Source organism: Actinoplanes sp. NPDC089786, assembly GCF_040684855.1.
Taxonomy (GTDB): Bacteria; Actinomycetota; Actinomycetes; order Mycobacteriales; family Micromonosporaceae; genus Actinoplanes.
In genome coordinates this window covers 40,792-65,160 of record NZ_JBFBGU010000008.1, presented here as the reverse complement: position 1 = coordinate 65,160, position 24,369 = coordinate 40,792, and the positions used below count along the sequence as shown (strand labels likewise).

General features: G+C 71.6%; 26 protein-coding genes. 14 read left to right on the top strand and 12 right to left on the bottom strand.

Going from position 1 to position 24,369, the window contains the following annotated elements; genetic code table 11:
* Positions 1–412 precede the first annotated feature (412 nt).
* Both AB0O15_RS23715 and AB0O15_RS23710 read left to right on the top strand, forming a co-directional pair.
* Positions 413–1,285 carry a shikimate dehydrogenase gene (locus AB0O15_RS23715; protein ID WP_364322243.1) on the top strand — a complete coding sequence of 291 codons (873 nt, stop codon included), beginning with the start codon at positions 413–415 and terminating at the stop codon, positions 1,283–1,285.
* Positions 1,282–2,682: an Nramp family divalent metal transporter gene (locus tag AB0O15_RS23710; protein ID WP_364322241.1), complete on the top strand. Its 1,401-nt coding sequence runs from the start codon at positions 1,282–1,284 to the stop codon at positions 2,680–2,682. The genes AB0O15_RS23715 and AB0O15_RS23710 overlap by 4 nt, the downstream gene beginning before the upstream one ends.
* A gap of 67 nt (positions 2,683–2,749) precedes the next feature.
* Here AB0O15_RS23710 and AB0O15_RS23705 read toward each other — a convergent pair whose 3' ends face one another.
* Both AB0O15_RS23705 and AB0O15_RS23700 read right to left on the bottom strand, forming a co-directional pair.
* Positions 2,750–2,974: a DUF397 domain-containing protein gene (locus AB0O15_RS23705; RefSeq protein WP_364322239.1), complete on the bottom strand. Its 225-nt coding sequence runs from the start codon at positions 2,972–2,974 to the stop codon at positions 2,750–2,752.
* 93 nt (positions 2,975–3,067) lie between these two features.
* The gene (locus AB0O15_RS23700; RefSeq protein WP_364322237.1) at positions 3,068–4,168 is read right to left on the bottom strand and encodes a hypothetical protein; all 1,101 of its coding nucleotides are present in this window, start codon (positions 4,166–4,168) and stop codon (positions 3,068–3,070) included.
* A gap of 49 nt (positions 4,169–4,217) precedes the next feature.
* On the opposite strand from AB0O15_RS23700, the gene AB0O15_RS23695 reads away from it, so the two are divergent.
* Positions 4,218–4,751 (top strand): N-acetyltransferase, encoded by a 534-nt coding sequence (locus tag AB0O15_RS23695; protein ID WP_364322235.1) that lies wholly within the window; start codon positions 4,218–4,220, stop codon positions 4,749–4,751.
* Here the strand turns inward: AB0O15_RS23695 and AB0O15_RS23690 are convergent.
* From AB0O15_RS23690 to AB0O15_RS23680, 3 genes are all read right to left on the bottom strand, one after another.
* Positions 4,743–5,042, bottom strand: coding sequence for a hypothetical protein (locus AB0O15_RS23690; protein ID WP_364322233.1), 300 nt, complete (start codon positions 5,040–5,042; stop codon positions 4,743–4,745). The two genes, AB0O15_RS23695 and AB0O15_RS23690, sit on opposite strands and share 9 nt — an antisense overlap.
* Positions 5,014–7,173 carry an EAL domain-containing protein gene (locus AB0O15_RS23685; RefSeq protein ID WP_364322231.1) on the bottom strand — a complete coding sequence of 720 codons (2,160 nt, stop codon included), beginning with the start codon at positions 7,171–7,173 and terminating at the stop codon, positions 5,014–5,016. The genes AB0O15_RS23690 and AB0O15_RS23685 overlap by 29 nt, the downstream gene beginning before the upstream one ends.
* A 266-nt stretch (positions 7,174–7,439) precedes the next feature.
* The gene (locus tag AB0O15_RS23680) at positions 7,440–8,675 is read right to left on the bottom strand and encodes an MFS transporter (RefSeq protein ID WP_364322229.1); all 1,236 of its coding nucleotides are present in this window, start codon (positions 8,673–8,675) and stop codon (positions 7,440–7,442) included.
* A gap of 97 nt (positions 8,676–8,772) precedes the next feature.
* On the opposite strand from AB0O15_RS23680, the gene AB0O15_RS23675 reads away from it, so the two are divergent.
* From AB0O15_RS23675 to AB0O15_RS23660, 4 genes are read left to right on the top strand one after another with little or no spacing between them, the layout of a single operon-like run.
* On the top strand, positions 8,773–9,459 hold the full coding sequence (locus AB0O15_RS23675; protein WP_364322227.1) for a response regulator transcription factor: 687 nt from the start codon (positions 8,773–8,775) through the stop codon (positions 9,457–9,459).
* Positions 9,460–9,500: 41 nt separating this feature from the next.
* The gene (locus tag AB0O15_RS23670; protein WP_364322225.1) at positions 9,501–11,237 is read left to right on the top strand and encodes a HAMP domain-containing sensor histidine kinase; all 1,737 of its coding nucleotides are present in this window, start codon (positions 9,501–9,503) and stop codon (positions 11,235–11,237) included.
* Positions 11,234–12,190: a TIM barrel protein gene (locus AB0O15_RS23665; protein ID WP_364322223.1), complete on the top strand. Its 957-nt coding sequence runs from the start codon at positions 11,234–11,236 to the stop codon at positions 12,188–12,190. The genes AB0O15_RS23670 and AB0O15_RS23665 overlap by 4 nt, the downstream gene beginning before the upstream one ends.
* Positions 12,175–12,741, top strand: a complete 567-nt coding sequence (locus AB0O15_RS23660) for a hypothetical protein (protein WP_364322221.1) — start codon at positions 12,175–12,177, stop codon at positions 12,739–12,741. Before AB0O15_RS23665 ends, AB0O15_RS23660 begins: the two co-directional genes overlap by 16 nt.
* Positions 12,742–12,810: 69 nt before the next feature.
* Here AB0O15_RS23660 and AB0O15_RS23655 read toward each other — a convergent pair whose 3' ends face one another.
* From AB0O15_RS23655 to AB0O15_RS23640, 4 genes are read right to left on the bottom strand one after another with little or no spacing between them, the layout of a single operon-like run.
* Positions 12,811–13,749: a 2,3-dihydroxyphenylpropionate 1,2-dioxygenase gene (locus tag AB0O15_RS23655; protein WP_364322219.1), complete on the bottom strand. Its 939-nt coding sequence runs from the start codon at positions 13,747–13,749 to the stop codon at positions 12,811–12,813.
* Positions 13,746–14,615, bottom strand: coding sequence for an alpha/beta fold hydrolase (locus AB0O15_RS23650; protein ID WP_364322217.1), 870 nt, complete (start codon positions 14,613–14,615; stop codon positions 13,746–13,748). Before AB0O15_RS23650 ends, AB0O15_RS23655 begins: the two co-directional genes overlap by 4 nt.
* A complete protein-coding gene (locus AB0O15_RS23645; RefSeq protein WP_364322215.1) occupies positions 14,612–15,106 on the bottom strand; it encodes a cupin domain-containing protein in 495 nt (164 codons plus the stop codon). The genes AB0O15_RS23650 and AB0O15_RS23645 overlap by 4 nt, the downstream gene beginning before the upstream one ends.
* Positions 15,106–15,867: an SDR family oxidoreductase gene (locus AB0O15_RS23640; protein WP_364322213.1), complete on the bottom strand. Its 762-nt coding sequence runs from the start codon at positions 15,865–15,867 to the stop codon at positions 15,106–15,108. The genes AB0O15_RS23645 and AB0O15_RS23640 overlap by 1 nt, the downstream gene beginning before the upstream one ends.
* A 39-nt stretch (positions 15,868–15,906) precedes the next feature.
* Here AB0O15_RS23640 and AB0O15_RS23635 point away from each other — a divergent pair, with 39 nt between their 5' ends.
* The 3 genes from AB0O15_RS23635 (at position 15,907) to AB0O15_RS23625 (ending at position 18,720) form a co-directional block, all read left to right on the top strand.
* Positions 15,907–16,677, top strand: a complete 771-nt coding sequence (locus tag AB0O15_RS23635; RefSeq protein WP_364322211.1) for an IclR family transcriptional regulator — start codon at positions 15,907–15,909, stop codon at positions 16,675–16,677.
* 81 nt (positions 16,678–16,758) lie between these two features.
* Positions 16,759–17,226, top strand: a complete 468-nt coding sequence (locus AB0O15_RS23630; protein ID WP_364322209.1) for a cupin domain-containing protein — start codon at positions 16,759–16,761, stop codon at positions 17,224–17,226.
* Between the two features lie 3 nt (positions 17,227–17,229).
* On the top strand, positions 17,230–18,720 hold the full coding sequence (locus tag AB0O15_RS23625) for an NAD(P)/FAD-dependent oxidoreductase (RefSeq protein WP_364322207.1): 1,491 nt from the start codon (positions 17,230–17,232) through the stop codon (positions 18,718–18,720).
* Here the strand turns inward: AB0O15_RS23625 and AB0O15_RS23620 are convergent.
* Positions 18,663–19,010 carry a VOC family protein gene (locus AB0O15_RS23620; RefSeq protein WP_364322205.1) on the bottom strand — a complete coding sequence of 116 codons (348 nt, stop codon included), beginning with the start codon at positions 19,008–19,010 and terminating at the stop codon, positions 18,663–18,665. The two genes, AB0O15_RS23625 and AB0O15_RS23620, sit on opposite strands and share 58 nt — an antisense overlap.
* Before the next feature lie 165 nt (positions 19,011–19,175).
* Between AB0O15_RS23620 and AB0O15_RS23615 the strand changes: the two genes are divergently transcribed.
* Both AB0O15_RS23615 and AB0O15_RS23610 read left to right on the top strand, forming a co-directional pair.
* Positions 19,176–20,681, top strand: a complete 1,506-nt coding sequence (locus AB0O15_RS23615) for a protein kinase (protein ID WP_364322203.1) — start codon at positions 19,176–19,178, stop codon at positions 20,679–20,681.
* Position 20,682: 1 nt separating this feature from the next.
* Positions 20,683–21,678 carry an alpha/beta hydrolase gene (locus AB0O15_RS23610; protein WP_364322201.1) on the top strand — a complete coding sequence of 332 codons (996 nt, stop codon included), beginning with the start codon at positions 20,683–20,685 and terminating at the stop codon, positions 21,676–21,678.
* Here AB0O15_RS23610 and AB0O15_RS23605 read toward each other — a convergent pair.
* Positions 21,665–22,123: a hypothetical protein gene (locus tag AB0O15_RS23605; RefSeq protein WP_364322199.1), complete on the bottom strand. Its 459-nt coding sequence runs from the start codon at positions 22,121–22,123 to the stop codon at positions 21,665–21,667. The genes AB0O15_RS23610 and AB0O15_RS23605 overlap by 14 nt on opposite strands.
* A gap of 76 nt (positions 22,124–22,199) precedes the next feature.
* On the opposite strand from AB0O15_RS23605, the gene AB0O15_RS23600 reads away from it, so the two are divergent.
* Together AB0O15_RS23600 and AB0O15_RS23595 are read left to right on the top strand one after the other, a co-directional pair.
* On the top strand, positions 22,200–23,156 hold the full coding sequence (locus AB0O15_RS23600; RefSeq protein ID WP_364322197.1) for a hypothetical protein: 957 nt from the start codon (positions 22,200–22,202) through the stop codon (positions 23,154–23,156).
* Positions 23,157–23,299: 143 nt separating this feature from the next.
* Positions 23,300–23,941 carry a sigma-70 family RNA polymerase sigma factor gene (locus AB0O15_RS23595; protein WP_364322195.1) on the top strand — a complete coding sequence of 214 codons (642 nt, stop codon included), beginning with the start codon at positions 23,300–23,302 and terminating at the stop codon, positions 23,939–23,941.
* 23 nt (positions 23,942–23,964) lie between these two features.
* On the opposite strand, the gene AB0O15_RS23590 is transcribed toward AB0O15_RS23595, so the two are convergent.
* A complete protein-coding gene (locus AB0O15_RS23590; protein ID WP_364322193.1) occupies positions 23,965–24,369 on the bottom strand; it encodes a VOC family protein in 405 nt (134 codons plus the stop codon).

Sequence of the window (24,369 nt, the reverse complement as noted above, 5' to 3'; positions counted from 1 at the left end):
TCGAAGGGGGTTTCGCGGACCTCATTCCGGGCCGGCGGCTCGGCCGAGGCGTTCGGGGCAACCGGGCCGGAATCGGCGGGTGACCTGGGGTTTTCTCCCGCGGCAGCCTGGCCTGGCGGCGTCCGGCTGGGGGGTACGTATGAGTGCGCAGAGCAAAGGGGTGGGGTGGTGATGAGGTAGGTGACGCGGGGGCCGTCGAGCGTCGCCAGGTGGGCAGTGAGGGTGGTGGCGGCGGCTGATGTCGGACACGCGCTGGGCGCGGGGGGAAGTGTCGAAGGTGGACAGGACGGCCGCCACGCGGGCCACGACGACGTCGGGGTTCCGCTGAGCGGCACGGTCCATCGCGTCTCCTTGACAAAGGGTGCGCCTTTGCCGGTTACTAACGTACCAGTTAGTACATCAAGGAGCACGAATGCCGACGACACGGTGCGGCCTGATCGGCGCGGGCATCGCGACCTCGCTGTCCCCCGCCCTGCACGAGGCCGAGGGCCGGGCCCACGGGCTCGATCTGACGTACGCGCTGATCGACGTCGACGACCCGCACACGCCGCACGACCTGGGCACCCTGCTCGCTCGCGCCGAGGCGGCGGGGCTGGCCGGCGTCAACGTGACCCACCCGTTCAAGCAGCAGGTGGTCGGCCTGCTCGACGACCTGTCGCCGCAGGCCCGGGACATCGGCGCGGTCAACACCGTGGTGTTCCGGGACGGCCGGCGGTTCGGCGACAACACCGACGCGTACGGGTTCGCGCAGGCGTTCCGGCGCGGGCTGCCCGGCGCCGAAATCGAGCGGGTGGTGCAACTCGGGGCGGGCGGCGCGGGTGCGGCCTGCGCGTTCGCTCAGCTTGCTCTGGGCGTACGCCACCTGACCGTGATCGACCCCGACGAGGAGCGACGCGGCCGGCTGGCCGAAGCCCTCAGCGCGCGTTTCGAGATCGACCGCATCGCGGTCGCGCCGCCGGACCGTCTCCCGGGCACGCTGGCCGGCGCGGACGGCCTGGTCAACGCCACCCCGGTCGGCATGAGCGCACAGCCGGGCCTGCCGCTGCCGATCGACCTGCTGCGGCCGGGGCTGTGGGTCGCCGACATCGTCTACATGCCCGTGGAAACGCCGCTGCTGCGCGCCGCCGACCGGCTCGGCCTGCGCTCGCTCGGCGGCACCACGATGTGCGTCTTCCAGGCCGCGGCCGCGTTCGAGCTGTTCACCGGGCTCGTGCCGGACACCGGCCGAATGTTCGACCACCTCAACCGTCTGCTGACCCACCCCGCCCCCGGAGGTGTCCGATGAGCAAGCCCCTGACCCGCCCGCCCGACGCCGAGCCCGTCCTCCGCGACCTGCCCGAACCCCTGTCCCTGCGACGGATGATCGGCCCGGGCGTGGTCGCCGTGGGGATCGGCCTGGCCGCCGGCGAGATCATCCTGTGGCCCTACCTGACCGCGATCGGCGGGCTCGGCCTGCTCTGGCTGTCGATCACCACGCTGCTCGTGCAGTTCGTGATCAACATGGAGATCGAGCGTTACACGCTGGCCACCGGGCAGACCGCGGTCGCCGGCTTCTCGCGCTGGTGGCGGGGCTGGGGCGTGATCATCTGCCTGGCCGGCGCGTTCCAGTACGTGTGGCCGGGCTGGGCGACCAGCGGCTCCACCGTCTTCACCTACCTGGTCGGCGGCGGCAACCCGGTGTGGATCACCGTGGTGGCGCTGGTGCTCATCGGCGTACTCCTCAGCATCTCGAAAGTGATCTACAAGACGATCGAGCGGGTGGAGGCCGTCAAGGTCGGACTGACCCTGTTCTTCCTGGTCGTCGTGGTGGTGTTCGTGATCTCGGCCGCCACCTGGGGCGAGGGCGCGCGCGAGGCGGTCACCGGCTTCGGGCAGATCCCGTCGGCGATCACGTTCACGCTGATCCTGAGCGCGATCGGGGCGGCCGGCGCCGGCGGCGTGCACAACCTGGTGCTCAGCAACTGGATCCGGGACAAGCGGTACGGGATGGGCGCGCACGTGCCCCGCCTGATCTCCCCGATCACCGGCCAGGAGGAGGCGTCCGGGGCGGCCCGCTACACGTTCCCGCAGGACCCGGAGAACCTGTCGCGCTGGCGGGTGTGGTGGAAGCGGGCCAACACCGAGCACCTGGTGGCGTTCCTGCTCGTCTGCTTCCTGACGATCACGATCATGAGCCTGCTCGCGTACGAGACCCTGTTCGGCCGGGACGACCTCAAGAACGACCCGTCGTTCCTCCGTATCGAGGGTGACGTGCTGGCCGCGTCGGTCGGCACCTGGCTGAGGATCCTGTTCTTCGCGATCGCCGCGGTGTCCCTGTGGGCCGCCGCGATGGGCCTGCTCGACGTGATCGGCCGGGTGGTCAGCGACTACGTCTCGTCCTTCGTCTCCCAGCGCGTCAGCGAGTCGAAGCTCTACCTCGCCGTGGTGTGGGGCGAGATCGTGCTGGGGTCGATCATCCTGCTGGCCGGCTTCACCCAGCCGCTGGGCCTGCTGATCGTCTCGACCTGCGCGGCGTCGGTGGTCACGCTGCTCTACTCGTGCCTGCTGGTGAAGCTCAACGTACGCGACCTGCCGGCCGCCATCCGCCTGCGTGGCTGGCGCCTGTTCGGGATCTTCGCGGCGATCACCTTCTACGGCTTCTTCGCGGTCGCGATGGTCGTCACCCAGCTGCAGAAACTCTGAGGCGCAGAAGCTCTGAGGTGGCTGAGCGGCGGGAGCGCCTGTGGCCGGGCGCTCCCGCCGCGGTTCGTCACTCGATGAAGCCGAACTCGTCGGCCTTGCACCCAGCGACGAACGCCGCCCATTCCGCGTCGCTGAACGTCAGCGCGCCGGACTCGGGCGATGTGCTGTTACGAACTGCGATGCCGCCCTCCACCGCGGCGACCTCGACACAGTGGCCGGCGGCGCCGCTGAACGAGCTCTTCCGCCACTCACCCACGCCGTCCAACTCCTCAGCACCGAGAAACACACTCATCCGAACCGCCTCCGACAATCGCTAGTTTGTAGTCCCTTGCCGGTGCACTAGTCAAGCCGCAACTGGTCGCTGGTCAACGGACAGGAAGTGCGATCACGTCAGCCAGCGGGACCGCAGGGCCGGGACGAGTTCGGCCTTGCGGTCGTCGAAGGTGGCCTCGGTGTGGTGAAACGCCTCCACAATGGCCTGGAGAGGGTCGGACTCGGCGGCGCCGAAGAGGGCCGGGACGGCGAACGACGGGCGATGGATGGGCGGGCGCGGGCCGGTGGGCTTGCCGAAGGACACGTAGCCGACGAAGTTTCTGGTCGCGCGCGGGTGGATGTGGTCGTAGGCGGCTTCCGGGGTGTCGAAGGGTGGCGGCAAGGGGTCGCCGCTCTCCAGCGCCGTCAACGCCGCGGCCGCCGCGGGATCGCCGGTCAGGTCGGCGATCTCGAAGGCCTGGCGGGCCAGCCAGGTGGCGATCTCGCGCTGGGCCGACGGCGGCTGGGCGGCGAGCTCATCGAGCAGGTCCCGGTGGGAACGGGCCATGTTGCGGGCGTTGCCGGTCAGCTCGCGCAGGCGTGGGGTGGGCGCGCGGCCACCCCACTCCCGGCGTTCCGCCGCGGCTTTCTGCTCGGCTCGCACGGCGGCCAGCCGTTGCTCCTCGGCGGCCCGGGCGGCTGCCCGTTCCTCGGCCGTGGGCGGGGGCGGGGTCTTCCGGGCGTGGTCGTGCCAGTAGGCGGCGTATCGGCTCGTCTGCCTCAGGACGGCGTCCGGGGCGGGTGGGGCCGGCCAGAGTTCGAGCAGGTAGTGGTCGATCGGGGGCTCGTCCATGCGGGTGTCGGCGTCGGCGGCCTCGTCCAGGCCACGGGCGCAGTAGCGGGCCCGGAGGCTGCCGGTGGCCGGCAGGCGTACCCCATAGAAATGGTCGAAAGCCGACAGCGTGAGGTCGGTGGAGGACGGCGCGAACGGCACCTCCACCACCTCTTCCCACTCGTCCGACACCGGCGGCTCGGTCTCGTGCCAGGTCATCGTGAACGGGACCGAGCCGGTGTGCAGGCCGGTGATCATCGCCAGGGCATCGGGGACGCCGGCGCCGCAGAGGCCGTTGCGCTGGCCGCCGGACGCGCGGCTGACGTCGGGCATCTCCCCGGCGATGGTCAGGTTGATGAAGCGGTAATGGACGTGGATCTCGCCGTCGAACAGCACAGTCACGCCGACATGATGCCGAAAATCGGATGACAGCGTGGGTAGCGTCCGAGACATGATCCTGCGTGAGGAAACCGCCGCCGATCACGATGCCGCGCGTGAGGTGCAGCGGGCGGCGTTCGGTGGCGCCAAGGGCGACGTGGTCGCACGGCTGCTCGATGCGCTGCGACGCGATGATCCGAAGTGGACGGGCGTGGTCGCCGAGGACGGCGGCGAGGTGATCGGGCACGTGCTGTTCACCACGAGCCTGCTCGACGCGCCGAGCCGGCTGGTCGACGTGCGGGTGCTCAGCCCGATCGCGGTCGCGCCGGACCGGCAGCGGCAAGGGGTCGGCAAACGGCTGATCGAGTACGGGTTGGCGCTCCTGGAGGAGCGCGGCGTACCCCTGGTGTTTCTGGAAGGAGACCCGGCCTACTACTCGCGCCGCGGCTTCTCGCCCGGTGGCGACCACGGGTTCCGGAAGCCGTCGCTGCGCCTCCCGGACGTGGCGTTCCAGGTGGTCAAGCTGTCCGCGTACGAGGAGTGGATGACCGGGACGCTGGTCTACCTGCACACCTTCTGGGACCTGGACTGCGTCGGCCTACGGTGACGGCCGCTCGTCGTCGAGGAGCGGCGCGAGCTGGGTCAACAGCTGCTGGGTGCTGACGTTGGGCGGCAGGTCGACGGTCAGGCTGAGGCCCGGGCCGCGCACGGTCAGCGTGGTCGGCTCGCCGGCGGCGCGACGGGGCTGACGCAGGCGCCACTGGCGGAGCGACGAGGCCAGCCGAGGCGCGTACTGCTTGAGGGTGGCCAGCGTGACGATGCTCGCGGCCACGTTGACGCCCTCGATGGCGATCACGATGCCGGCGGCGTCACGCACCCCTTCGTAGGGAAGAGCCACCTCTCGCAGCACTTCCTCGGGCAAGTTCAATCGCACGTGGTTCGTCGTCACCGTTGACACGGGCGGCAATCTCCTTGCGGGTCTCGAGCGGCAACCGCCGGAGCCGGGCGGCGGCCGGTTCGCCGGTGATGTAGCCCTGCACGTGGCGGATCTTCTGCTCGGCGATCTGCCGAAGGGTGACCGGCGACTCCGCGTCGACGCCCTCGACGATGACCACCCGCGGCGCGTGGGTCTCGCCCCGGTCGAGCGCGTCCCGGGCCATCGCCACCACGAACGAGAGCTCCAGCAGGGCCTGCCGGTGGTGCAGGATCGCCCGGTCTACCTTGATCTGGGTCAGCGGCAGTTCGGCCATGCGGGACAGGGAGGCGTACGCGGCGCCGAAGTCGTCGACCGCGAAGCCGACACCGATGTCCCGCGCGATCTCCACCAGCCGGTTGTGGAAGTAGGCGTGCGGCTCGTCCGGCCACTGCTCGCCGGCCCGGGGCTCGATCGGGTCGCGCTCGGAGATCTCCAGGGTGACCGCGGCGGGGTCGAGGTTGGCCGCGGCGATCGCGTCGCGGACCGATTCGATGTACGGGTCGCTGAGCAGCGCCCGCACCGACACGTTGACCGACACCGGCTTCGGCACATCCCAGGGGCCTTCGGCGTGCGCGCGGGCGTACGCCATGAGGGCCTTCTCGGTAATGATCTTGTCACGGGCGACCACGAAACAGTCGCCCCAGACATCCGGCACCTGGAGCATCGCCGCGGGCGCGCGCGGATCTTCCAGGGACCGCCGGGCGAGCGCCTCATAGCTGTGCACGCCGACCCGCTGAGGCGTGGGCCCGATCGTGACGACCGGCTGGAAGACGATCTCCAGCGACCGGATGACCTCTTGATATTGCTGGTAGCAGCGCTCGAACATGGGCGTGGGCAGCCGGCCGAAGGTGGCCCGGAGGGCGGTCAGGGCCGACACCTCGGCCTCCAGCGGATGGGTCGCGAAGTCGGCCCGCCAGACGGTCTCGAGCACCTTCGCCACCAGTTGCCCGGCCGCCGCCAGATCGGGCCGGGGGTTGACCACGACCAGGACCAGCACCTTGTCGGCCGCCCGCTTCACCGGCGTGCACAGCAGGGTGAGCCCGGTGAACTCGACGGTGTGGCCGAACCACTCCGGGTTGGTCGGGAGGACCGACTCCTCGGCCGGCTGGATCAGGTGGCGCAGGTCTTCCAGGTCGAAGCGCGGGGTGGCGTCGACCGTCTTGATCTCGGCCGCGGTGTATTCGAGCAGCGCCACCGAATCCGCCTCGGTCGCCGACCGGATGTGCTGAACATTGGCCGGGAGCGGCTCGGAACTGCCCGACGCGGTCGACGTGCGGGCGGCGTGCGAGATGCGGTCGATCAGCGCCAGAATACCGGCCGAGTGGGCGTCGAGCGGGTTACCCAGCGGCGTCAGGTCGACACCGACCGGCACCGAGGACACCACCGACGGGCCGACGCCGGACTCGTCGGCCTCGGGGCGGGTCAGGACCGTGGTGCCGCCCCAGCACTTGGTCACGACCCCCGGGGTCGGGTCGAGCGCCTGCTCCTGGACGTAGTTGCTCATCGCCTGGAACGTCACCTGGCCGCGGCGGTCGACCGCCTGGCCGCGCAGGCCGCGGAGCACGTGATGGGTCAGCACGCCGTGGCCGAGCGCGGCGTCCTCGCGGGTGGTGCCGTTCCGCGCGCAGGCCATCAGGGCGCTGTACCGGGCCTCCGGCCGGCCCTCGTGACTGATCATGTCGATGGTCTGCTCGGTGGTGGCGATCAGGCTGCCGGCCCGGCAGCAGTCGAGGATCAGCAGGGCGGTGCCGGGGAAGCGGCCCAGGACGTGCCGTTTGAGGTACGACATGCGCAGGCCCGCATCCGGGTCGTGCGCCAGCACGCGATCGTCGAGGTCGGGCGTGACCAGGTAGACGTCGGTGCCGCGGCTCCACTCGGGCTCCATGGTGTGCCCGGCGAAGTAGACCAGCAGCACGTCGTCGTGGCCGGCGTCGTGCACGGCCCACGAGAGGGAAGCCTTGAGGTCGGCGACGCTCGCCTCGGGACCCAGGTGGAGTCGAACGTCGGCCGGGTCGAACGTGCCGATCTCGGGATCACAGAGAATATCCCGCACTGAGCGTGCATCTTTTTCGGCGAAAAGAAGGGACGGAAGGCCGTCATCGAGCGCGGTGTTGTCGACGCCGATGATCACCGCAATGCGCCGACCGGCCACCTCAGAACGTCCCTGGAGTTCAGGCCATCCACCATGGAGGGCCGCCCAGAGCAGGGTACCGGTCGATCACCAAGGGTCAAACTTGATCAATCAATCTCGGGCCGAACGGGCGGCCAACGTTGCCCGGTGATCGCGACCAGTGGTAGGGCCGCCCGGCATCGCGGCCCCTATACGGAGGCCGCGTCGCTGTCGGCGTGGGCGATGCTGGTCATCGAGCGCCACAGCAGCACCACGAAGGCGGCTGACCCGGCGAAGGCGAACCAGAACGGCGCGGTCACGCCGAAGTTGGTGGCCAGGGTGCCGCCGATGACCGAGCCGACCACCAGGCCGCCGTACACGCAGATGGTGTTCACGCTGGTCACGCGCCCCTGCAACGCTTCCGGGACGGCTCGCTGGCGCACCGTGATCGACGTGGTGCCCCAGATGAAGGCGTGCGCCCCGAAGACGAAGAAGATGGCCAGCGCCACCGGCGCCGAGGTGGTCACGGCCAGGGCCAGGTGGGTCAGGGTCTCGAGGATCAGGCCGGCGCGCATCACGTTGCCCAGGCTGACGCGGGCGGTGATCCAGCCGTACAGGGCGGTGCCGAGCAGGCCGCCGACCGCCGACGCCGCGGTCATCAGGCCGAAGCCGATCGCGCCCAGGCCCAGCCGCTCCGACGCGTAGAGCACCAGCACCGACCAGGCCGCGCCGAACGTGAAGTTGAAGATCAAGATCGTCAGGACGAGGGTACGGACGGCAGCGTGCCGGATCGTCCACGCGAAGCCCGCCCGGACGTCCTGCCAGACCGACGCCCTCGCGGACGGCGTGGCCGGCGGCAGGGTGAGCCGGGCCAGCAGCAGCAACGCCGCCACGATGAGCACGGTCTCGGCGACGAACGGCCAGACCCAGCCGGCGGCGAACAGCGCGGCGCCGATCGGTGGGCCGGCCAACTGGTTGAGCGTCAGGAAGCCGGTCTGCGTGCGGGCGTTGGCGATGGCCAGGTCGGCCCGGGGCACCAGCATCGGCGTCAGCGTGGCCGTGGTGTTGTCGGCGAACACCTCGGCCGTGGCCAGCAGGCCCAGTCCGATCAGCGCGCCGGCCACCGTGAGCCGGTCGGTGGCCAGGGCCGCGACCAGCCCGAGCAGCACCAGGAAGCGGACCGCGTTGGCGACCAGCACGATGCGCCGCCGGTCGAGGCGGTCGGAGAGCACCCCCGCGTACAGCCCGAAGACCATCGGTGGCGCCCAGCGCAGCAACGCCGCCATCGACACCAGGAACGGCTCGTCGGTCAGCGCCGCCACCAGCAACGGCCCGGCCGCCGCGGCGATGCCGTCGCCCAGGTTGGTCAGCCAGGACGAGGCCAGCAGCCAGCGGAACGGGGAACCCAGCCGGGGTGGAACCGCGCGGTCAACCAGCCTGCTCACCGCGAGACGGTATCCGGCATTTCGCTGACCAACCAGCCGTTTTAGGAACCTGTTAGGTTCACGCCGCCCGCTCGATGGGGCGGTTATGGTCGTCGCCGTGTGTGCATATCTGCTGGTCGCTGAGGATGACCGGGGTCAGGCCGAGGTGCTTCGGCGCTATCTGGCCGCCGACGGTCATGACGCGGTCGTGGTGCACGACGGGCGGGCCGCGCTGGAGCAGGTTCGGCGGCGCACGCCGGATCTGCTGGTGCTCGACGTCATGATGCCGGGGCTGGACGGGTTGAGCGTCTGCCGCATTCTGCGCGCGGAATCGGAGGTGCCGATCCTGATGCTGACCGCGCGGGCCGACGAGAGTGATCTGCTGACCGGCCTGGACGGCGGCGCCGACGACTATCTGACCAAGCCGTACAGCCCCCGGGAGCTGACTGCCCGGGCCCGTGCGCTGCTGCGGCGGAGCGGTGGGCGTACCCAGGAATCGGTGTTGACCGTCGGCGGGATCACCGTCGACGTGGGCCGGCACCTGGTGCACGTGGACGACCGGCTGGTGGAGTGCACGCCGGGCGAGTTCGCGATCCTCGCCGTCATGGCCGGGCAGGCCGACCGGGTGTTCACCCGCGGCCAGCTCCTGAAGCACACCCGCGGCGTGGAGCGGGATTCGGTGGAGCGCAGCATCGACGTGCACGTGCTCAACCTGCGGCGCAAGATCGAGCCGAGCCCGCGGCGGCCGGCCCGGCTGGTCACCGTGTACGGGATCGGCTACAAGCTCACGGCCGGCCCCGCGTGACGCGGGTGCCACCGCACCGCAGCCTCATCTTCCGTCTGCTGATGGCGTCGCTGACCATCGCCGTGGCCGCGATCGTGGCGACGTCGTGGCTCGCGTCGCAGTCCACGTCGCAGACGATCAGCCAGCAGATCGGGCAGTCGCTGAGCGACGACAAGAGCGTGTACGACGAGTTGCTCGGCTACGCCGCGACGCACCGGGACTGGTCGGGCGTCCAGCCGGTGATCGCCGCGCGGGCCGCGAAGCTCAACCGGCGGATCACCCTGATGACCGGGAACCGGGAGGTGATCGTCGACTCGACGGCCGGGCCGGCGCTGGCCACGGCACGTCCGTCGGCGACCGTCGACCCGCTGTCGGTGGATCTCGGGCTGTCCGGGCGTACCGAACGGATCGATCCCCGGATCATCGGCCCCTACCGCCTGACGCCGGCCGAGCAGCGGGGGATGCGCGCCACCCTGGAGGCGTCCCTGGAGTGCCTGCGCCACTTCGGCAGCGACGGACAGATCGTGACCGGTCCGCACAACCGGCCCAAGCTGGTCATCACCGAGGTGGGCAAGCCGGAGTACACCTGCCGGCTGCTGCCCGAGGCGACCCGGTCCGAGACGCGGGCGCTGAACTCGCTGCGGAAGCTGATCGCCACCTGCGCGACGGAGAACTACGACGAGGTCTGGGTCGCGCCGGACCTCACGGTCCGGGTTCTGGACACGGCCCGGGGCACGTTCGACCCGGCCCGGTCGGCGCGGGCGGCCGGATGTCTGGAGAAGGCGCGGCGTACGCAGCTCGAGCCGTACACCGCTCCCCCGGCCCTGCTCTTCGTGACCGACCCGGCCGACCCGACCGCCCGGCCCGGCTTCCCGCTCACCCGCCAGAACCTCATTCGCACGGGTACGACCACAGCCGTCGTGCTGATCCTCGCCGTGCTCGTCACCATCGTGGTCGGCGGCCGGCTGGTGCGACCGCTGCGCGCGCTGGCCGAGGCGGCCCGCCGACCGGCCGTCAATCAGCGGGTGCCGGTCACCACCCGGGACGAGATCGGCTACCTGGCCACGGCGCTGAACGAGCTGGCCGAGCGCCGCGAGCAGTCCGAGCAGCAGCGCCAGGCCATGGTCAGCGACGTCGCGCACGAGTTGCGGAACCCGCTGACCAACATCCGCAGCTGGCTCGAGGCGGTGCAGGACGGTCTGGCCACGGTGGACGGTCCGCTGCTCACCCTGCTGCACGACGAGACCGTGCACCTCCAGCACATCGTCGACGACCTGCGTGACCTGGCCGCGGCCGACGCCGGCAGCCTGCGCATGCACCCCGAGCCGCTGCACGTGGCCGACGCGATCGAGCAGGTGGTCGAGGCGCACCGCCCGAACGCCACGGCCGCCGGGGTGCGGCTGGCCACCGACGTCGCCGGTGACCCGGTGGTGGTCGCCGACCCGCTGCGGCTGCGGCAGCTCGTCGGCAACCTGCTGTCGAACGCGATCCGGCACAGCCGGCCCGGCGGCACGGTCACCGTCCGGACCGCCGCCGGCGTCGGTCGCCTCGACCTCGCGGTGGCCGACACCGGGGCCGGCATCGCCCCGGACGACCTGCCGAAGGTGTTCGACCGGTTCTGGCGGGCCGACGAGTCGCGCAACCGGGCCACCGGCGGCAGCGGCCTCGGCCTGCCCATCGCGCGCAAGATCGCCGAGGCGCACGGCGGTGGCCTGACGGTGGAGAGCACGCCGGGCGCCGGGACGACCTTCACGGCTACCCTTATGTACGAACCAGTACATCAAGGAGCCCAGCCATGACCCGCCGGACGATCGCCACGGTCTGCATGTCGGGGACGCTCGACGACAAGCTGGCCGCGGCCGCCGCGGCGGGGTTCGACGGCATCGAGCTGTTCGAGAACGACCTGGTGGTGTCGCCGTGGTCGCCGGCCGAGATCCGGGCCCGCTGCGCCGACCTGGGCCTGAGCATCGACCTCTACCAGCCGTTTCGCGACTTCGAGGCGGCGCCGGCCGCCCTTGCCGCCAACCTGGCCCGGGCTTCGGTCAAGTTCGAGGTGATGGCCTCGCTGGGCGTGGACACCATGCTGGTGTGCAGTTCGGTGTCGCCGGCGGCGGTCGACGACGACTCGCTCGCCGCGGATCATCTGCGCACGCTGGCGTCCCGGGCGGCCGACCGCGGGATGCGCATCGCCTACGAGGCGCTGGCCTGGGGCCGGCACGTGTCCACCTGGGACCATTCGTGGCGGATCGTGCAAGCCGCCGATCATCCGGCTCTCGGGCTCTGCCTCGACTCGTTCCACGTGCTGTCCCGGTCGGCCGACCTCACCGGCATCGAGGACATCACGCCCGGCAAGATCTTCTTCCTGCAGCTGGCGGACGCGCCCCACCTGCGGATGGACGTGCTCCAGTGGAGCCGCCACCACCGGCTCTTCCCCGGGCAGGGTTCGTTCGACCTGCCGGATTTCGTCCGCCGGGTGCACGCCGCCGGGTACGACGGCCCGCTGTCGCTGGAGGTCTTCAACGACGTCTTCCGGCAGTCCGACCCCGAGCGGACGGCCGTCGACGCGATGCGCTCCCTGCTCGCCCTGGAGAACCGGCTCCCGGCCGCGCCCGACCTGCACTCCCACGCTTTCACCGAGTTCGGGGTGGACGGGCGCTCCGGGCCCGAGCTCCAGAACGCGTTGCGCGGCCTCGGTTTCACGCACACCGGCCAGCACCGCTCCAAGCCGGTCGAGCTGTGGGAGCAGGGCTGACCGGCGTCGACCACCTCGGGCTGGCGCAGCCGTTCGACCACTTCGACGAGGCCGGGCTCTTCTACCGCTCGGTGCTCGGCCTCGACCAGCTCACCACCGAGGAGTACGCGGCGCCGTTCGGGCTGATGCGCTCACGGGCCTTCGCCACCGGCGGCCGCACGATCCGGCTCGCCCTCACGGTGGCGCTGCTGCGCCGCGGCGACTGGGCGCCCGCGGTCGTCGACCCGCAGCACGTCGCCTTCGCCACCGGGGACATCTTCGCCACGGCGGCCGCGATCGGCCCGGCCCTGCCCGTGCCGGACAACTACTACGACGACCTGACGGCCCGGTTCGCCCTGCCCGCCGAGACCGTGGAACGCCTGCGCCGCTTCGGCATCCTCTACGACCGCGACGCGGCCGGCGGCGAACTGCTGCACCTCTACACCCCGGTCCACGGCGGCCGCGTCTTCTTCGAGATCGTCCAGCGCTCCGGCGGCTACGACGCCTTCGGCGAGACCAACGCTCCGGTACGGATGGCCGCCCACCGCCACCTGCGCCTCGCATCGCGTTAGATCGTGCCTGGACCTCGCCGGTCCCCCTCCTGGCCGGCGAGGTCCAGAGCCATGTCGACGATCAGGACATCACGCCGGCACCGGGAAGGTCGTGCCGATGGCCATGCCGGTGATCCATTCCGGCACCGGCTCGTAGCTGTCCCAGACCAGCGGGAGCCCGGCCGCCGCGTGGCCGACCAGCCAGGTGCGGATCTCGTGGCCGCCGCTGCCCGCCTCCTCCTCCAGCTTGTCGTGGCCCAGCTCGACGATCGGGCCGAGGTCGCGGGTGTAGAGCTGGCGCAGGAACCAGCGGTCCCAGTCGGCGTTGACCGGCGCGTCCGGGTTGCCGGCCATCGCGCGTACCCGTGGCTCCCGGACCGCGGCGAAGGCGCGCGCGTCCTGCCGGCCGTGGATCAGCGACGAGCGGCGCTCGCCGACCACCGACGGGTCGCGCGGGTCGTTGGACGGCAGCCAGTGCGACAGCCCGCCGCTGGCCACCACCAGCACCCGGCCGGGGTCCGGGGCGTGCCGGATCGCCTGGCCCAGCGCCTCGCCCAGCGCGACGCAGCGGGCCAGGCTCGGCAGGGGCGGCGCGGCGGTGTTCAGGACCAGCGGCACCAGCGGGATCCCGGCGCCGCCGGTGGCCATCTCGTAGCTCTGCACCACCCCGTGATCGACGGTCAGCGCGTACGACAACGACACGTCGAACCCGGACTCGGCCAGCCCGTCGCGAATCGCCCAGCCCAGCCCGGACGCGACCGGCACCGGACCGGCCGTGCTGCCGAAGTCGCCGAAGCCGGTGGCCTCCTCGACGCCCAGCACGAACGGCGGCATCTGGTCGTAGAAGTTGGCGTGGAAGTGGTCGGGCCCGATCACCACCACCGCGTCCGGCCGCAGCTCGGTCACCGCGGCGCCGACCTTTGTCGAATCGGCCAGGAATCGCCCGCCCGGTTCGCCGTCCCGCGCCGGCGGCAGCAGGGTGGCGAACGGCGAATGGGACATCCCGGCGAAGCCGATGATCTCGCTCATGACAGGTCCTTGCCGTGGAGCAGAAAGGATCGGTGCGCCTTGAGGTATTCGCCGACCTTCTCCCACTGCGGCCAGTGGCCGGCGTCGGCGATCACGTGCAGCCGGGCGTCGGGCAGCCAGCCGAGCAGCAGGTCGGCCTCGTCCAGGCCGCCGGTCGGGTCGTGCTCGGTCCAGAGCAGCAGCGTCGGCGCGGCCACCCGGGAGACCCACTGAGGACTCCACGCGTAGTCCTTGCGTACCGCGGGATCCTGAAGCACCAGGGTGTTGGTGATCGCCTGGAGGAACCCGGGCCGGGTGTAGACGGCCTGGCGCAGCCGGACCAGCTCGTCGGTGACCATCTCCTTGTGGTGGAAGAGGAACTCCACCCGCCGCCGCACGGTCTCGTCGCTCGGGTCGCGCACCGCGGCCATCGTGCTGTCCCGCATCCGGGCCATCACCTCGGGCCTGTTCGCGATGTTGCCCGGGGTGTTCAGCACCAGCCGGTCGACCCGTTCCGGGTGATGGGCGGCGGTCCAGGCCACCACCCAGCCGCCGAGTGACTCGCCGGAGAGGTGGGCGCGGCCGATGCCCAGCGCGTCCATCAGCCCGATCAGATGATCGGACAGGACATCGATGGTGTACGGCCGGTCCGGCGTGTCCGACCACCCGTGCCCGACCATGTCGTACGCGGTGACCCGGAAGTCGGCCGCCAGCCCGGCCAGGTCCCGGGCGTACGCCTCGAGGTGACCGCCCGTGCCGTGCAGCAGGATCAGGTCCGGGCCGTCGTTCCCGGCCCGCACCACGCGGGTACGAACACCGCCCACATCCACGAACCGCAGCTCGTGCTCGACCGTGGCCAGCTCGCCCCAGATGCTCACATGGGTCATGTCCCCGCCCCTTCCCGGGCTTCCTTCATCGTGACCAGCCCGGCGCTCTCCCGGCGGGCCACCCCGAACAGGCTCAGCAGCCGCGAGTTCTCGATCGTGAGGAACTCGACCGGCTCGTCGGCCGAGTCGTTGTAGTGCCGGTGCCAGGTCCACGGCGGGGTGTAGACGAACGCGCCGGTCGACCACTGTTCGACCTCGTCCTCGACCTCGGTGTGGCCGGTTCCGGAGATCACGAAGTGCACGGTCTCGTGGTAGTGCCGCTGCATGTCCGAGCTCAGCCCGGCCGGGATGGTCTGCCGGAACAGCTCGAACGTGGTGGTCGGCAGCTTCCCGGCGATCCGCAGCGTGGTCGGGTTGTGCACCTGGGCGGCCGGCAACGTCTCCAGCTCGCGATCATGCACCACGATCGGGCGGGCTTCGCCCGGCCGCACCGCCGACGAGATCGCGCCGAGGAAGTCGGCCAGGTCGAATCCGGGTCCGGACGTCGTCATCAGGGAGTCTCCGTTCTGCCACCGTCGACCGTGAGCACGGTCCCGTTGACGTAGCTTGCGGCAGCCGACGCGAGGAACGTGACGGCCGCGCCGACCTCCTCGGGCCGGGCCGCCCGGCCCGCCGGCACCGTGGCGACGTCGGCCGCGTCCAGCTCGGCGTAGGTGGCGCCGGTGGCGCCGGCGCGGGCGGTCAGGATCTGGTGGCGCCGGTCGGTCGCGGTCGGCCCGGGGGCCACGCAGTTGACCGTCACGCCCCGGTCCGCGTGCTCGCGGGCGAGCAGCTTGGCCGCGCTGGTCACCGCGGCCCGCAGCACGACGCTGGTGGCCAGGTCGGGCTGGGGCTGGCGGACCGCCGTCGAGGTCACGAACACCACCCGGCCGAACCCGCGCCCGGCCATCGCCGGCAAGGCCGCGCGGGCCAGCCGCAGCGGACCACGGAGCAGCAGCTCGAACGCGTCCTGCCAACCGTCGTCGGTCACGTCGAGGATCCGGGCCGGGGGCGGGCCACCCGCGTTGAGCACGAGCACGTCGGCCGCCGTGGTCAGCCGCGGGAGGTCGGTGGCCAGGTCGGCGACGACCGTGCTGATCCCGGCGCCGGTGCGTTCGGCCAGCGTGGCCGCGGCCCGGTCCAGCGCCGCCGGGCGCCGGCCGACCAGCACGACGTCGTGCCCGGCCCGGGCCAGGCCCTCCGCGGTGGCGAAGCCGATGCCCGAGGCGCCGCCGCCGACGAGCGCCGTTCTTCTGCTGACTGGCTCCCCCATAGCGCCTAGCCTGACCGTCATGACCTTTCGGGACCTACAGTGAGTCCCGCTGAGCGGGACGCGGGGGTCGGCGGGCTCGATCGGGCCGCCGCGATCCTCGGCGCCTTCGACGAGCACCACCGCGAGCTGACCCTGGCCGCGCTGGTCACCCGCTCCGGGCTGCCGCGCTCGACCACGCACCGGACCGCGGACAAGATGCTCCGGCTGGGCTGGCTGGACAAACCGGCCGAGCGGTACCGGATCGGCAACCGGCTCTTCGAGCTGTCCGGCCTGGCGCCGGTGCGGCACGAGCTACGCGAGGCGGCGCTGCCGTTCCTCCAGGACCTGTTCCACGCCACCCGGACGACCGTGCAGCTCGGGGTGCTCAGCGGCATCCAGGTGCTGCTCGTCGAGAAGATCACCGGGCATCGGCCGATGCCGATGTTGTCGCAGGTCGGGGCGTTGCTGCCGGCGTACTGCTCGGCGCTCGGCCGGGCCATCCTGGCGCACAGCGACGAGGCCACCGTGCAGGCGGTGATCGACGGCGGGCTGGAGCGGCGTACGCCGCGGACCATCACCTCGGCCACCGCGCTGCGCCGGGAGCTGGCCGCCATCCCCGATCGCGGGCTGGCCGTCGAGCGCGAGGAGGGCAACATCGGGATGAGCTGCGTGGCGGCGCCGATCTTCGGCCCGCTCGGCGGGGTGGTCGCCGCCGTCTCGGTGACCGGGCCGGCCGCGCTGATCCGGGCCGACCGGGCCGGGCCCGCGGTGCGCCTGGCCGCGGCGGCGGCCTCGCGGGCGTACTCCAGCACCAGTTTTCCGTCCCGCTGAGCGGGACCGTCGCTAGGCCGTATTCGGCCGGGGCCCGCACGCTGTGAGCCGGCGCACATCGGCGAAACATGGAGGTAACCCGTGAGTCTCGGCGGTGGATACATGCTCAGCTCGCGCAAGGGGACCCAGATCCCGGCGATCGGGCTGAACGTCACGATGAAGGCGAACGGGTCGGCCACCCGGGACGCCTACTCCCTGTTCGAGTACGCGATCCCGCCGGAGACCAACGGTCCGCCGGCCCACATCCACACCCGCGAGGACGAGTCGTTCATCTGCCTGGCCGGCCGGCTGGACGTGTCCCTCGGCGGCGAGGAGTTCACCCTCGAGTTCGGTGACTACCTCTACCTGCCCCGGAAAGTGGTGCACACCTTCCGCAACCCGTACGGCGACGAGGCCCGGGTCATCTCGGTGGTCTCGCCGGCCGGCCTGGAGGCGTACTACCAGGCGCTGGGCGAGCTGCCGCCCGGGCCGAAGGACATGGCCACGCTCAAGCCGATCATGGAGGAGTTCGGGATCGAGCTCCAGCTGCCGCCGGGCGGGGGGCACTGAGCCATGCGGGTCGGGATCATCGGCGCAGGGGTGGCCGGGCTGGCCACCGCCAAGACGCTCATGCAGGCGGGGCACGAGGTCGTCGTCTATGACTCGGCGCCGGACGTGGGCGGCGTGTGGAGCCGTACCCGCCGCTATCCGGGCCTGACCACGCAGAGCGCCAGGTCGACCTACGGCTTCTCCGACTACCCGATGCCGAAGGACCTGCCCGAGTGGCCGTCCGGGGCGCAGGTGCAGTCGTGGCTGGCGGCGTACGCCGAAGAATTCCGGATCCCGACGCGTCTCAACGCACGTGTCTCACGCGCTGCGCCGGTGGATGGCCGATGGGCGGTGACGCTTGATTCCGGCGAGGTCGAGGTCGTAGACCGGCTGGTCGTCGCGAACGGCGTTTTCTGCGAACCCACCATGCCGGATCTTCCGGGACAAGAGGCGTTCATCGAGGCCGGCGGCGAGGTGATGGCCGGCACCGAGATGCATGATGCGTCACTGGCCCGCGGCAGGAACGTGCTGGTCGTCGGCTACGGCAAGTCGGCCTGTGACGTGACCGTGCCGCTGAGCCAGGAGGCCGCGAGCACCCACGTGATCGCCCGGCAGCTGCTGTGGAAGATACCGCGCAAGATCGCCAACGTGATGAACTTCAAGATGCTGCTGCTCACCCGGATGGGCGAGGCGCTGTTCCGCTACCACCGGCTGCGCGGCGTCGAGAAGTTCCTGCACGGCCCGGCCGACCCGGTGCGCCGCAGCATGCTGAACTCGATCGGCACGGTGTCCCGCCGCCAGTTCAAGCTGGACAAGCTGGGCCTGGTGCCGCGCGGCACGATGGAGGGCATCGTCAAGGGCGCGATCGGCCTGGCCACCGAGGGCTTCTTCGAGGGCGTCGAGCAGGGCTCGATCGTCGTGCACCGGGACACCACGATCACCCGGCTGCGGCCCGGTTTCGCCGAGCTCTCCGACGGCACCACGCTCCCGGCCGACCTGATCGTCTGCTCGACCGGGTTCAAGCAGAGCGTGCCGTTCCTCGACGTGCCCGGGCTCCAGGACGACCGCGGCAACTTCCTGCTCTACCGGCAGATCCTGCCGCTGTGCGCCGACGGGCTCTACTTCAACGGCTACAACTCGTCGTTCTTCAGCCCGCTGAACGCGGAGATGGCCGCGGTCTGGATCGCGGCGCACCTGGCCGGCGCGGTGCCGCTGCCGGCCCCGGACGAGATGCGGACCCAGGTCGAGAAGCAGATCGCCTTCATGGACGAGGCCACCGACCGGCACCACGGTCACGGCACCAAGATCATCCCGTTCTCGATGAAGAACGTCGACGAGGTGCTCGGCGACCTCGACCTGAACATCAGCAAGCGGGTACGCGCGTCGCACTGGCTGAACCCGATCGACCCGTCGGCCTACCGCGAGGTCACGCCGGCCCTGGTGGCCCGGCTCCGGGCTCAGTCGCCGGCGGGCATCCCGCCGAGGCCGACCTCGTTGCCGTCCGGGTCGCGGTAGATGAGCTTGCGGACGCCGTTGTCGTAGGTCTCCTGGGACTCGGGCTCCAGGCCGCGCCCCGAGATGCCGGCGACGACGGTGTCCAGCTCGTCCACGAAGAGGGTCAGCTTGCCGTGGCCGGCGTGCTCGGGCAGCAGCTCGATGTAGATCGAGGCGCGCTCGGCCAGATCCCACACCGCTTCGTGGTCGTTCGGGCTGAAGTCGGACGGCTTGCCGACGAAGCGTTCGTACCAGGCCGAGGCCTTGGCCAGATCGGTCACCGGGCTGCACGCGAAGAGATTCCAGGCCATGCCACTGATGGTAGGCGGTTGAACCGTGCCGGAATCCTCCCGTTGTGTTGCCCGGGGGGATGAGACATGCACGACCAGGCAGGAAGCGGGGGGCAGCCGTCCACAGCGGGTGATCGACACGCGTCGTTCTCGTCCGGCGCCCACGTCGGACGGTACGGTTCCGTCGTGCCGCAGAGCCACGCTGCCGTGATCGCGCAGCGCTACCGGTTGGTGGCCCTCGTGGGTGAGGGCGGGATGGGTCGTGTCTGGGCGGCGCGCGACGAGCTCCTCGGGCGGGACGTGGCGGTCAAGGAACTGGTGCTGCCCCGCGGACTCACCGAGGCCGAGCAGGAAGATCTTCGCGTACGCGTGATCCGGGAGGCCCGCGCCATCGCCCGGCTCGACCATCCGAACGTGGTCCGCGTCTTCGACGTCGTGCACGAACGCGGCGAGCCGTGGATCGTCATGGAGCTGGTGCCGTCCCGGTCGCTGTTCGACATGGTCAGCACGGACGGCCCGATGCCGCCGGTCCGGGTGGCCGAGATCGGGCTGGGCGTGCTGGCCGCCCTGCGCGCCGCGCATCAGGCCGGCCTGCTGCACCGCGACGTCAAACCGGGCAACGTCCTGCTCGGCTCGAACGGCCGGGTCGTGCTCACCGACTTCGGGCTGGCCACGGCGGCCGGCGACAGCTCGATGACCAGCACCGGCGTGGTGCTCGGGTCGCCGTCGTACCTGGCGCCGGAGCGGGCGCTCGACGACCCGATCGGTCCGGCGGCCGACCTGTGGTCGCTGGGCGCGACCCTCTACACGGCCGTCGAGGGGCGCCCGCCGTACTCGAAATCGTCGCCGATGGCCACGCTCGCCGCGCTGGCCAGCGAGCCGCCGCGGCCGCCACAGCAGGCGGGCGTGCTCAAGCCCGCCCTCGACGCCCTGCTCCAGAAGGATCCGGCCCGGCGCGCCGACGCGGCGACGGCCGACACGCTGCTGCGGGCGGCGCTGACCGGCCCCTCCCCGCGACGGGCCGGCTTCCCGGTCAAGAAGGCCGGCCTGATCGCCGCCGCGGCGATCATCGTCGCGGCCGGCGCGTTCGCGCTCCGGCCCCTGGTCTTCGACCGCGCCGATGCCCAGCGCGGTCCGGCCTTCATCCCGTCGCCGGCGCTGGCGCCGGAAGCGCGGCCATCGCCCTCGACCACCCCGCCGAGCGCGGCCGTCGCGCCGGTTCCGTCCGTCCCGCCGGCCACACCGAGGCCCGCGGCGCCGAAGCCGTCGACCGCGAAGCCGCCGGTGTCGAAGCCGACCAAGACGAAACCGGTCGCCCCGCCGGCCACCGCCGGCGCGCCGATCGAGAACATGCAGACCGGCACCTGCCTGCACCTTCCGGCCGGGGGCGGCACCCTGCAGCTGTGGGCGTGCGACAGCTCCGACGGCCAGAAGTTCAGTTTCGCCGCGGACGGCTCGATGCGTGTGCTCGGCAAGTGCGTCCAGGTGCAGAACACCGGCGACGGCGCCGGGTTGATCGCCGCCACCTGTTCCGGGGCGGCCACCCAGAAGTTCCGCTACGAGAGCGCGTACGACCTGGTCAGCGTGGCCGCCGAGAAGTGCGTGGACGTGCCCGCCGGAGACGGCAACAATGGCGTCCCGGCGCAGCTGTGGTCCTGCAACGGCACCGGCAACCAGAAGTGGCGTCACTGACATGCGCATCATCACCAAGCCCACCCGGCCCGAGCTGGCCGCGACCCGCCGCCGCCGGCGCTGGGTCCTGGCCGTGGTCCTGCCCGTGGCCGTGCTGCTGCTCGCCGTGGCCACGATCTATCTCTGGCCGCTCGGCGACGGCCGCCTGCGGCGATCGGAGGCGCCGGCGCTGGGGTTCGCCGCCGCCACGGCCGCGGCTCAGCGTCAGGTCGCCCACGATCAGGCCGATCCGACGGTACGCCCGGAATGCCGTACCCAGCTCCTCACCCATGGCCGGCGCACCGCCCGCACCGTCCTGATGTTGCACGGCTACACCGGCTGCCCGGCCGAGTTCGGGCGGCTGGCCCGGCAGTTCTTCGACCACGGCTACAACGTGTACGTGCCGCGCGAGCCCCGCCACGGCCGGGTCGACGACGAAGCGCACGAGTGGGTGACCGCCACCGAGCTGGTCGGCTACGCGGACGGCGCCGCCGGCATCACGGCCGGGCTGGGCGACGAGTTCGGCGTGCTCGGCCTGTCCGGCGGCGGCAACCTGGCGACCTGGCTGACCGAGTACCGCTCCGACGTCAAGCGCGCGCTGCTGCTGGCCCCGTTCTACGCCCCCGACGCGTCGCAGGCGCCGCCGATGCTGATCAAGCCGATGACCGTGCTGTGGGGCCGGCACGTGATGGCGGACCGGCGGAACGGCGACATGTTCTACTACGCGCTCGCGCAATACCTGCAGGTCCGGGCGAACTTCAAGGACCGCCCGGTGAACGAGTCGCTGACCTCGATCGCGGTCGCCGCCTCGGCCGCCGACGGCCTGATCGACCTCGGCGAGGCGTTCGACCTGCCGCGCGAGATCGCCCGGATCAACGACGTGCCGCTCCAGGAGTACGAGATTCCGGCCGAGCTGAAGCTCCCCCACGACATCGTCGGCCCCGGCAGCGTGGGCGCCCGCGCCGACGATCTCTACGCCCGGTATCTGACCCTCTACGAAGGGGTCAAGCCGGCCTGAGCTGCCGCTTCGGCATCGGGGAACCCGCGAACCGCAACGATCGCCAGGTGGCCAGCGCCCAGACGAGGTCGGCGGGGTCGGGCGTCAGGACGGCCAGCTGCACATAGGAGCCACGCCGGACGGTGTAGGCGTACAACGCCCAGCGCCCGTCCTCGGGGAACCATGACGCGTAACGCACCTCGTACGAGTCGGTGCCCGCCTCACGCCACCGCTGCTCCGGCGACTGATGCACGTCCTGCAGGATCTCGTCGAGCAGCGCCTCGGGCGCCCGCGCCGGCGGTGTCGCGATCACCTCGGCCAGCAGGACCCGGCCGTCGGCATGACGGAGGTCGGCGCCGAAGCCGGCCGGAAGCTCGATGGTCCAGTCGTCGCTCAGTCCTCGCCTCGCCACGCCCTCATCCTCGCCGATCACCGCCCCGCTCCGGAAGCCCTCCGTCTCGACCATCCGTCCACTGTGCCGTTCCGCGTCAGGTAGCGGTCAGTCACCGGGACGGAGCGGCGTACGACCATAGCGTCGGTCCATGCGCTCCCTACGACTGCTCGTCGTCGCGGCCCTGGTGCTCACCGCCGGCTGCTCCGGGGCCGACGACCCCCCACGAACCACGCCGTCCCCGCCGGTCACACCGTCGGCCGGCCCCACCTCGACCCGCCCCACCTCGACCGGCCCACAGCAGCTCACCCGGGCCGAGTACCAGGCCGAGATCTCCGCGTTCGAACGCGACTACCGCAGCCACCTCGACAAGGCGGCCGCCGCGCGCACTCCGGCGCAGGTGGAAGCCGTGCGCCGCTCACTGGTGTCGGTGCTGGCCCGCCGCTCCCGCGCCTGGGAACAGCAGGACGTGCTGCCGCCCGCGGAGGTTTCCACCGCACACGACGACATCCGCCGGGTGATGGGCAACTACCAGTCGATGCGTACGGCCGAGGTCGCGGGCAAGAACGACTGCGGCGTCGCCCCGCCCGCCGCGCAGCAGCTCTACGACGCGAAGATCAGCCTGTACCGGTCGGCCGAGGAGGGCGCCAAGGAGGCGGCCGCCAGCGCGTCGGCCGCCGGCCTGACGTTCGGCCGGTCGCTGCTCCCCCGTGAGCCGGTCGCGCCCAAGCTGCAGAACCGCCGCCCCGGCAACGGCACCGTCGTGCAGCGGTCGGGCCGGCGCGGCCCGAGCAGCATCCGGATCCAGAACAAGAGCGACGGCGACACCGCCGTGCTGATGGACGGCGGCCGCAAGCAGCCGCGGGTGATGGTCTACGTCCGCGCCGGGAAGTCCACCACCGTCCGCGGCGTCGCCGGGAACCGCAGCGGCACCTTCTCGATCAAGTTCAAGCAGGGCGCCGACTGGGACCAGCGACGCCGCGGCTTCACCCGGAACTGCTCGTACGAGACCTTCCAGCAGTTCTTCGACACCCGCTCGGACTGGCGGATCAGCCTGGAGAAGTCCATCGCCGGCAACGCCCCGACCACCGAGACCGATCCCTTCTGACCGGGCCCGAATGCGCCGGCTTCACCCGTTCGGTGCCGGAGTCAATCCGATCGGGGGAGTTTGCGCAGGTGGGCGTTCCGGGCATGTCCAAGGTCGAACCGCCGCGCTGCAGCGCGGCGGCCGGACCCCCCGAGGAACTCTTCATGACGGTTGCCGCCGCGCCCGCCCCCAGCACCGTTGATGCGGCCGAGCAGCCGGCGAAGACCGACCGGGCCGGCGAGCTGATCGCCGCGCTGGGCGCACTGCCGGCCGGGCACCCGTCGCGGGCGGCCGTTCGTGACCGGGCGATCGAGGCGTGGATGCCGATGGCCCGGCACCTGGCCAACCGGTACGCCGGCCGCGGCGAGCCCAACGACGACCTGTTCCAGGTGGCGCTGGTCGGCCTGATCAAGGCGGTCGACCGGTACCAGGCCGACCGCGGCGTCGAGTTCGCCGGGTTCGCCATCCCGACCATCGTCGGCGAGCTCAAGCGGCACTTCCGCGACCGCACCTGGTCGATCCGGGTGCCGCGCCGGCTCCAGGAGCTGCGCCTGGCCATCACCGCGGCGAACGCCACGCTCACCAACACGCTGGGCCGTTCCCCCACGGTCGCCGACATCGCCGTGCACCTCGAGGTGCGCGCCGCCCAGTCGGCCTGGGGCTTCGTCGACCCGGCCGCGACCACCCGCGCGGTGGGCCACTTGCGCGACGACCTGACCTCCGGCGCGTGGGACGACAAGTACGGCTCCTTGCGTACGCAGCCCGAGTTCATCGGTGCGTTGCGGTTGATCGTGGGCCGCCCGTGAGCCACGCCGAGTTCCGCCGGCGGCTACTCCTCCTCGGCCACGACCGGACGGACGGGCGGCGCCCATCCTGGTCGGGGGATGAGGCAGAACGGGTGGCCGGCGGGATCGGCGAAGACATGGTCGCCGCCGGGGCGGCGGGTGGCGCCGAGGGCGAGGACCTGCTCGGCGGCCACGACCAGGTCGTCGACCATGACGTCGTGGTGCATCTGCTGCGGGACGGCCGGGTCGGGCCAGGTGGGTGGCCGGTGCTCGGGTGCTCGCTGGAAGGCCAGCCCGGAGGTGGTGGTGTCGCCCGAGACAACGACAAAATCGCCGTCGTCGTAGGTGATCGGCCGGCCCAGCACGGCACTCCAGAACGCGGCGGCGGCCGCCGGGTCGGCGCAGTCGAGGATGAGGTGATGCAGCCGTCCCACCGGCCCGGCCCTCAT

Excerpts from the sequence above, each read along its gene's own strand:
- AB0O15_RS23715 (WP_364322243.1), top strand. The coding sequence starts at position 413 with ATGCCGACGACACGGTGCGGCCTGATCGGCGCGGGCATCGCGACCTCG.
- AB0O15_RS23710 (WP_364322241.1), top strand. The coding sequence starts at position 1,282 with ATGAGCAAGCCCCTGACCCGCCCGCCCGACGCCGAGCCCGTCCTCCGC.
- AB0O15_RS23705 (WP_364322239.1), bottom strand. The coding sequence starts at position 2,974 with ATGAGTGTGTTTCTCGGTGCTGAGGAGTTGGACGGCGTGGGTGAGTGG.
- AB0O15_RS23695 (WP_364322235.1), top strand. The coding sequence starts at position 4,218 with ATGATCCTGCGTGAGGAAACCGCCGCCGATCACGATGCCGCGCGTGAG.
- AB0O15_RS23670 (WP_364322225.1), top strand. The coding sequence starts at position 9,501 with ATGGCGTCGCTGACCATCGCCGTGGCCGCGATCGTGGCGACGTCGTGG.
- AB0O15_RS23665 (WP_364322223.1), top strand. The coding sequence starts at position 11,234 with ATGACCCGCCGGACGATCGCCACGGTCTGCATGTCGGGGACGCTCGAC.
- AB0O15_RS23655 (WP_364322219.1), bottom strand. The coding sequence starts at position 13,749 with ATGAGCGAGATCATCGGCTTCGCCGGGATGTCCCATTCGCCGTTCGCC.
- AB0O15_RS23650 (WP_364322217.1), bottom strand. The coding sequence starts at position 14,615 with ATGACCCATGTGAGCATCTGGGGCGAGCTGGCCACGGTCGAGCACGAG.
- AB0O15_RS23645 (WP_364322215.1), bottom strand. The coding sequence starts at position 15,106 with ATGACGACGTCCGGACCCGGATTCGACCTGGCCGACTTCCTCGGCGCG.
- AB0O15_RS23640 (WP_364322213.1), bottom strand. The coding sequence starts at position 15,867 with ATGGGGGAGCCAGTCAGCAGAAGAACGGCGCTCGTCGGCGGCGGCGCC.
- AB0O15_RS23625 (WP_364322207.1), top strand. The coding sequence starts at position 17,230 with ATGCGGGTCGGGATCATCGGCGCAGGGGTGGCCGGGCTGGCCACCGCC.
- AB0O15_RS23620 (WP_364322205.1), bottom strand. The coding sequence starts at position 19,010 with ATGGCCTGGAATCTCTTCGCGTGCAGCCCGGTGACCGATCTGGCCAAG.
- AB0O15_RS23610 (WP_364322201.1), top strand. The coding sequence starts at position 20,683 with ATGCGCATCATCACCAAGCCCACCCGGCCCGAGCTGGCCGCGACCCGC.
- AB0O15_RS23605 (WP_364322199.1), bottom strand. The coding sequence starts at position 22,123 with ATGGTCGAGACGGAGGGCTTCCGGAGCGGGGCGGTGATCGGCGAGGAT.
- AB0O15_RS23600 (WP_364322197.1), top strand. The coding sequence starts at position 22,200 with ATGCGCTCCCTACGACTGCTCGTCGTCGCGGCCCTGGTGCTCACCGCC.
- AB0O15_RS23595 (WP_364322195.1), top strand. The coding sequence starts at position 23,300 with ATGACGGTTGCCGCCGCGCCCGCCCCCAGCACCGTTGATGCGGCCGAG.
- AB0O15_RS23590 (WP_364322193.1), bottom strand. The coding sequence starts at position 24,369 with ATGAGGGCCGGGCCGGTGGGACGGCTGCATCACCTCATCCTCGACTGC.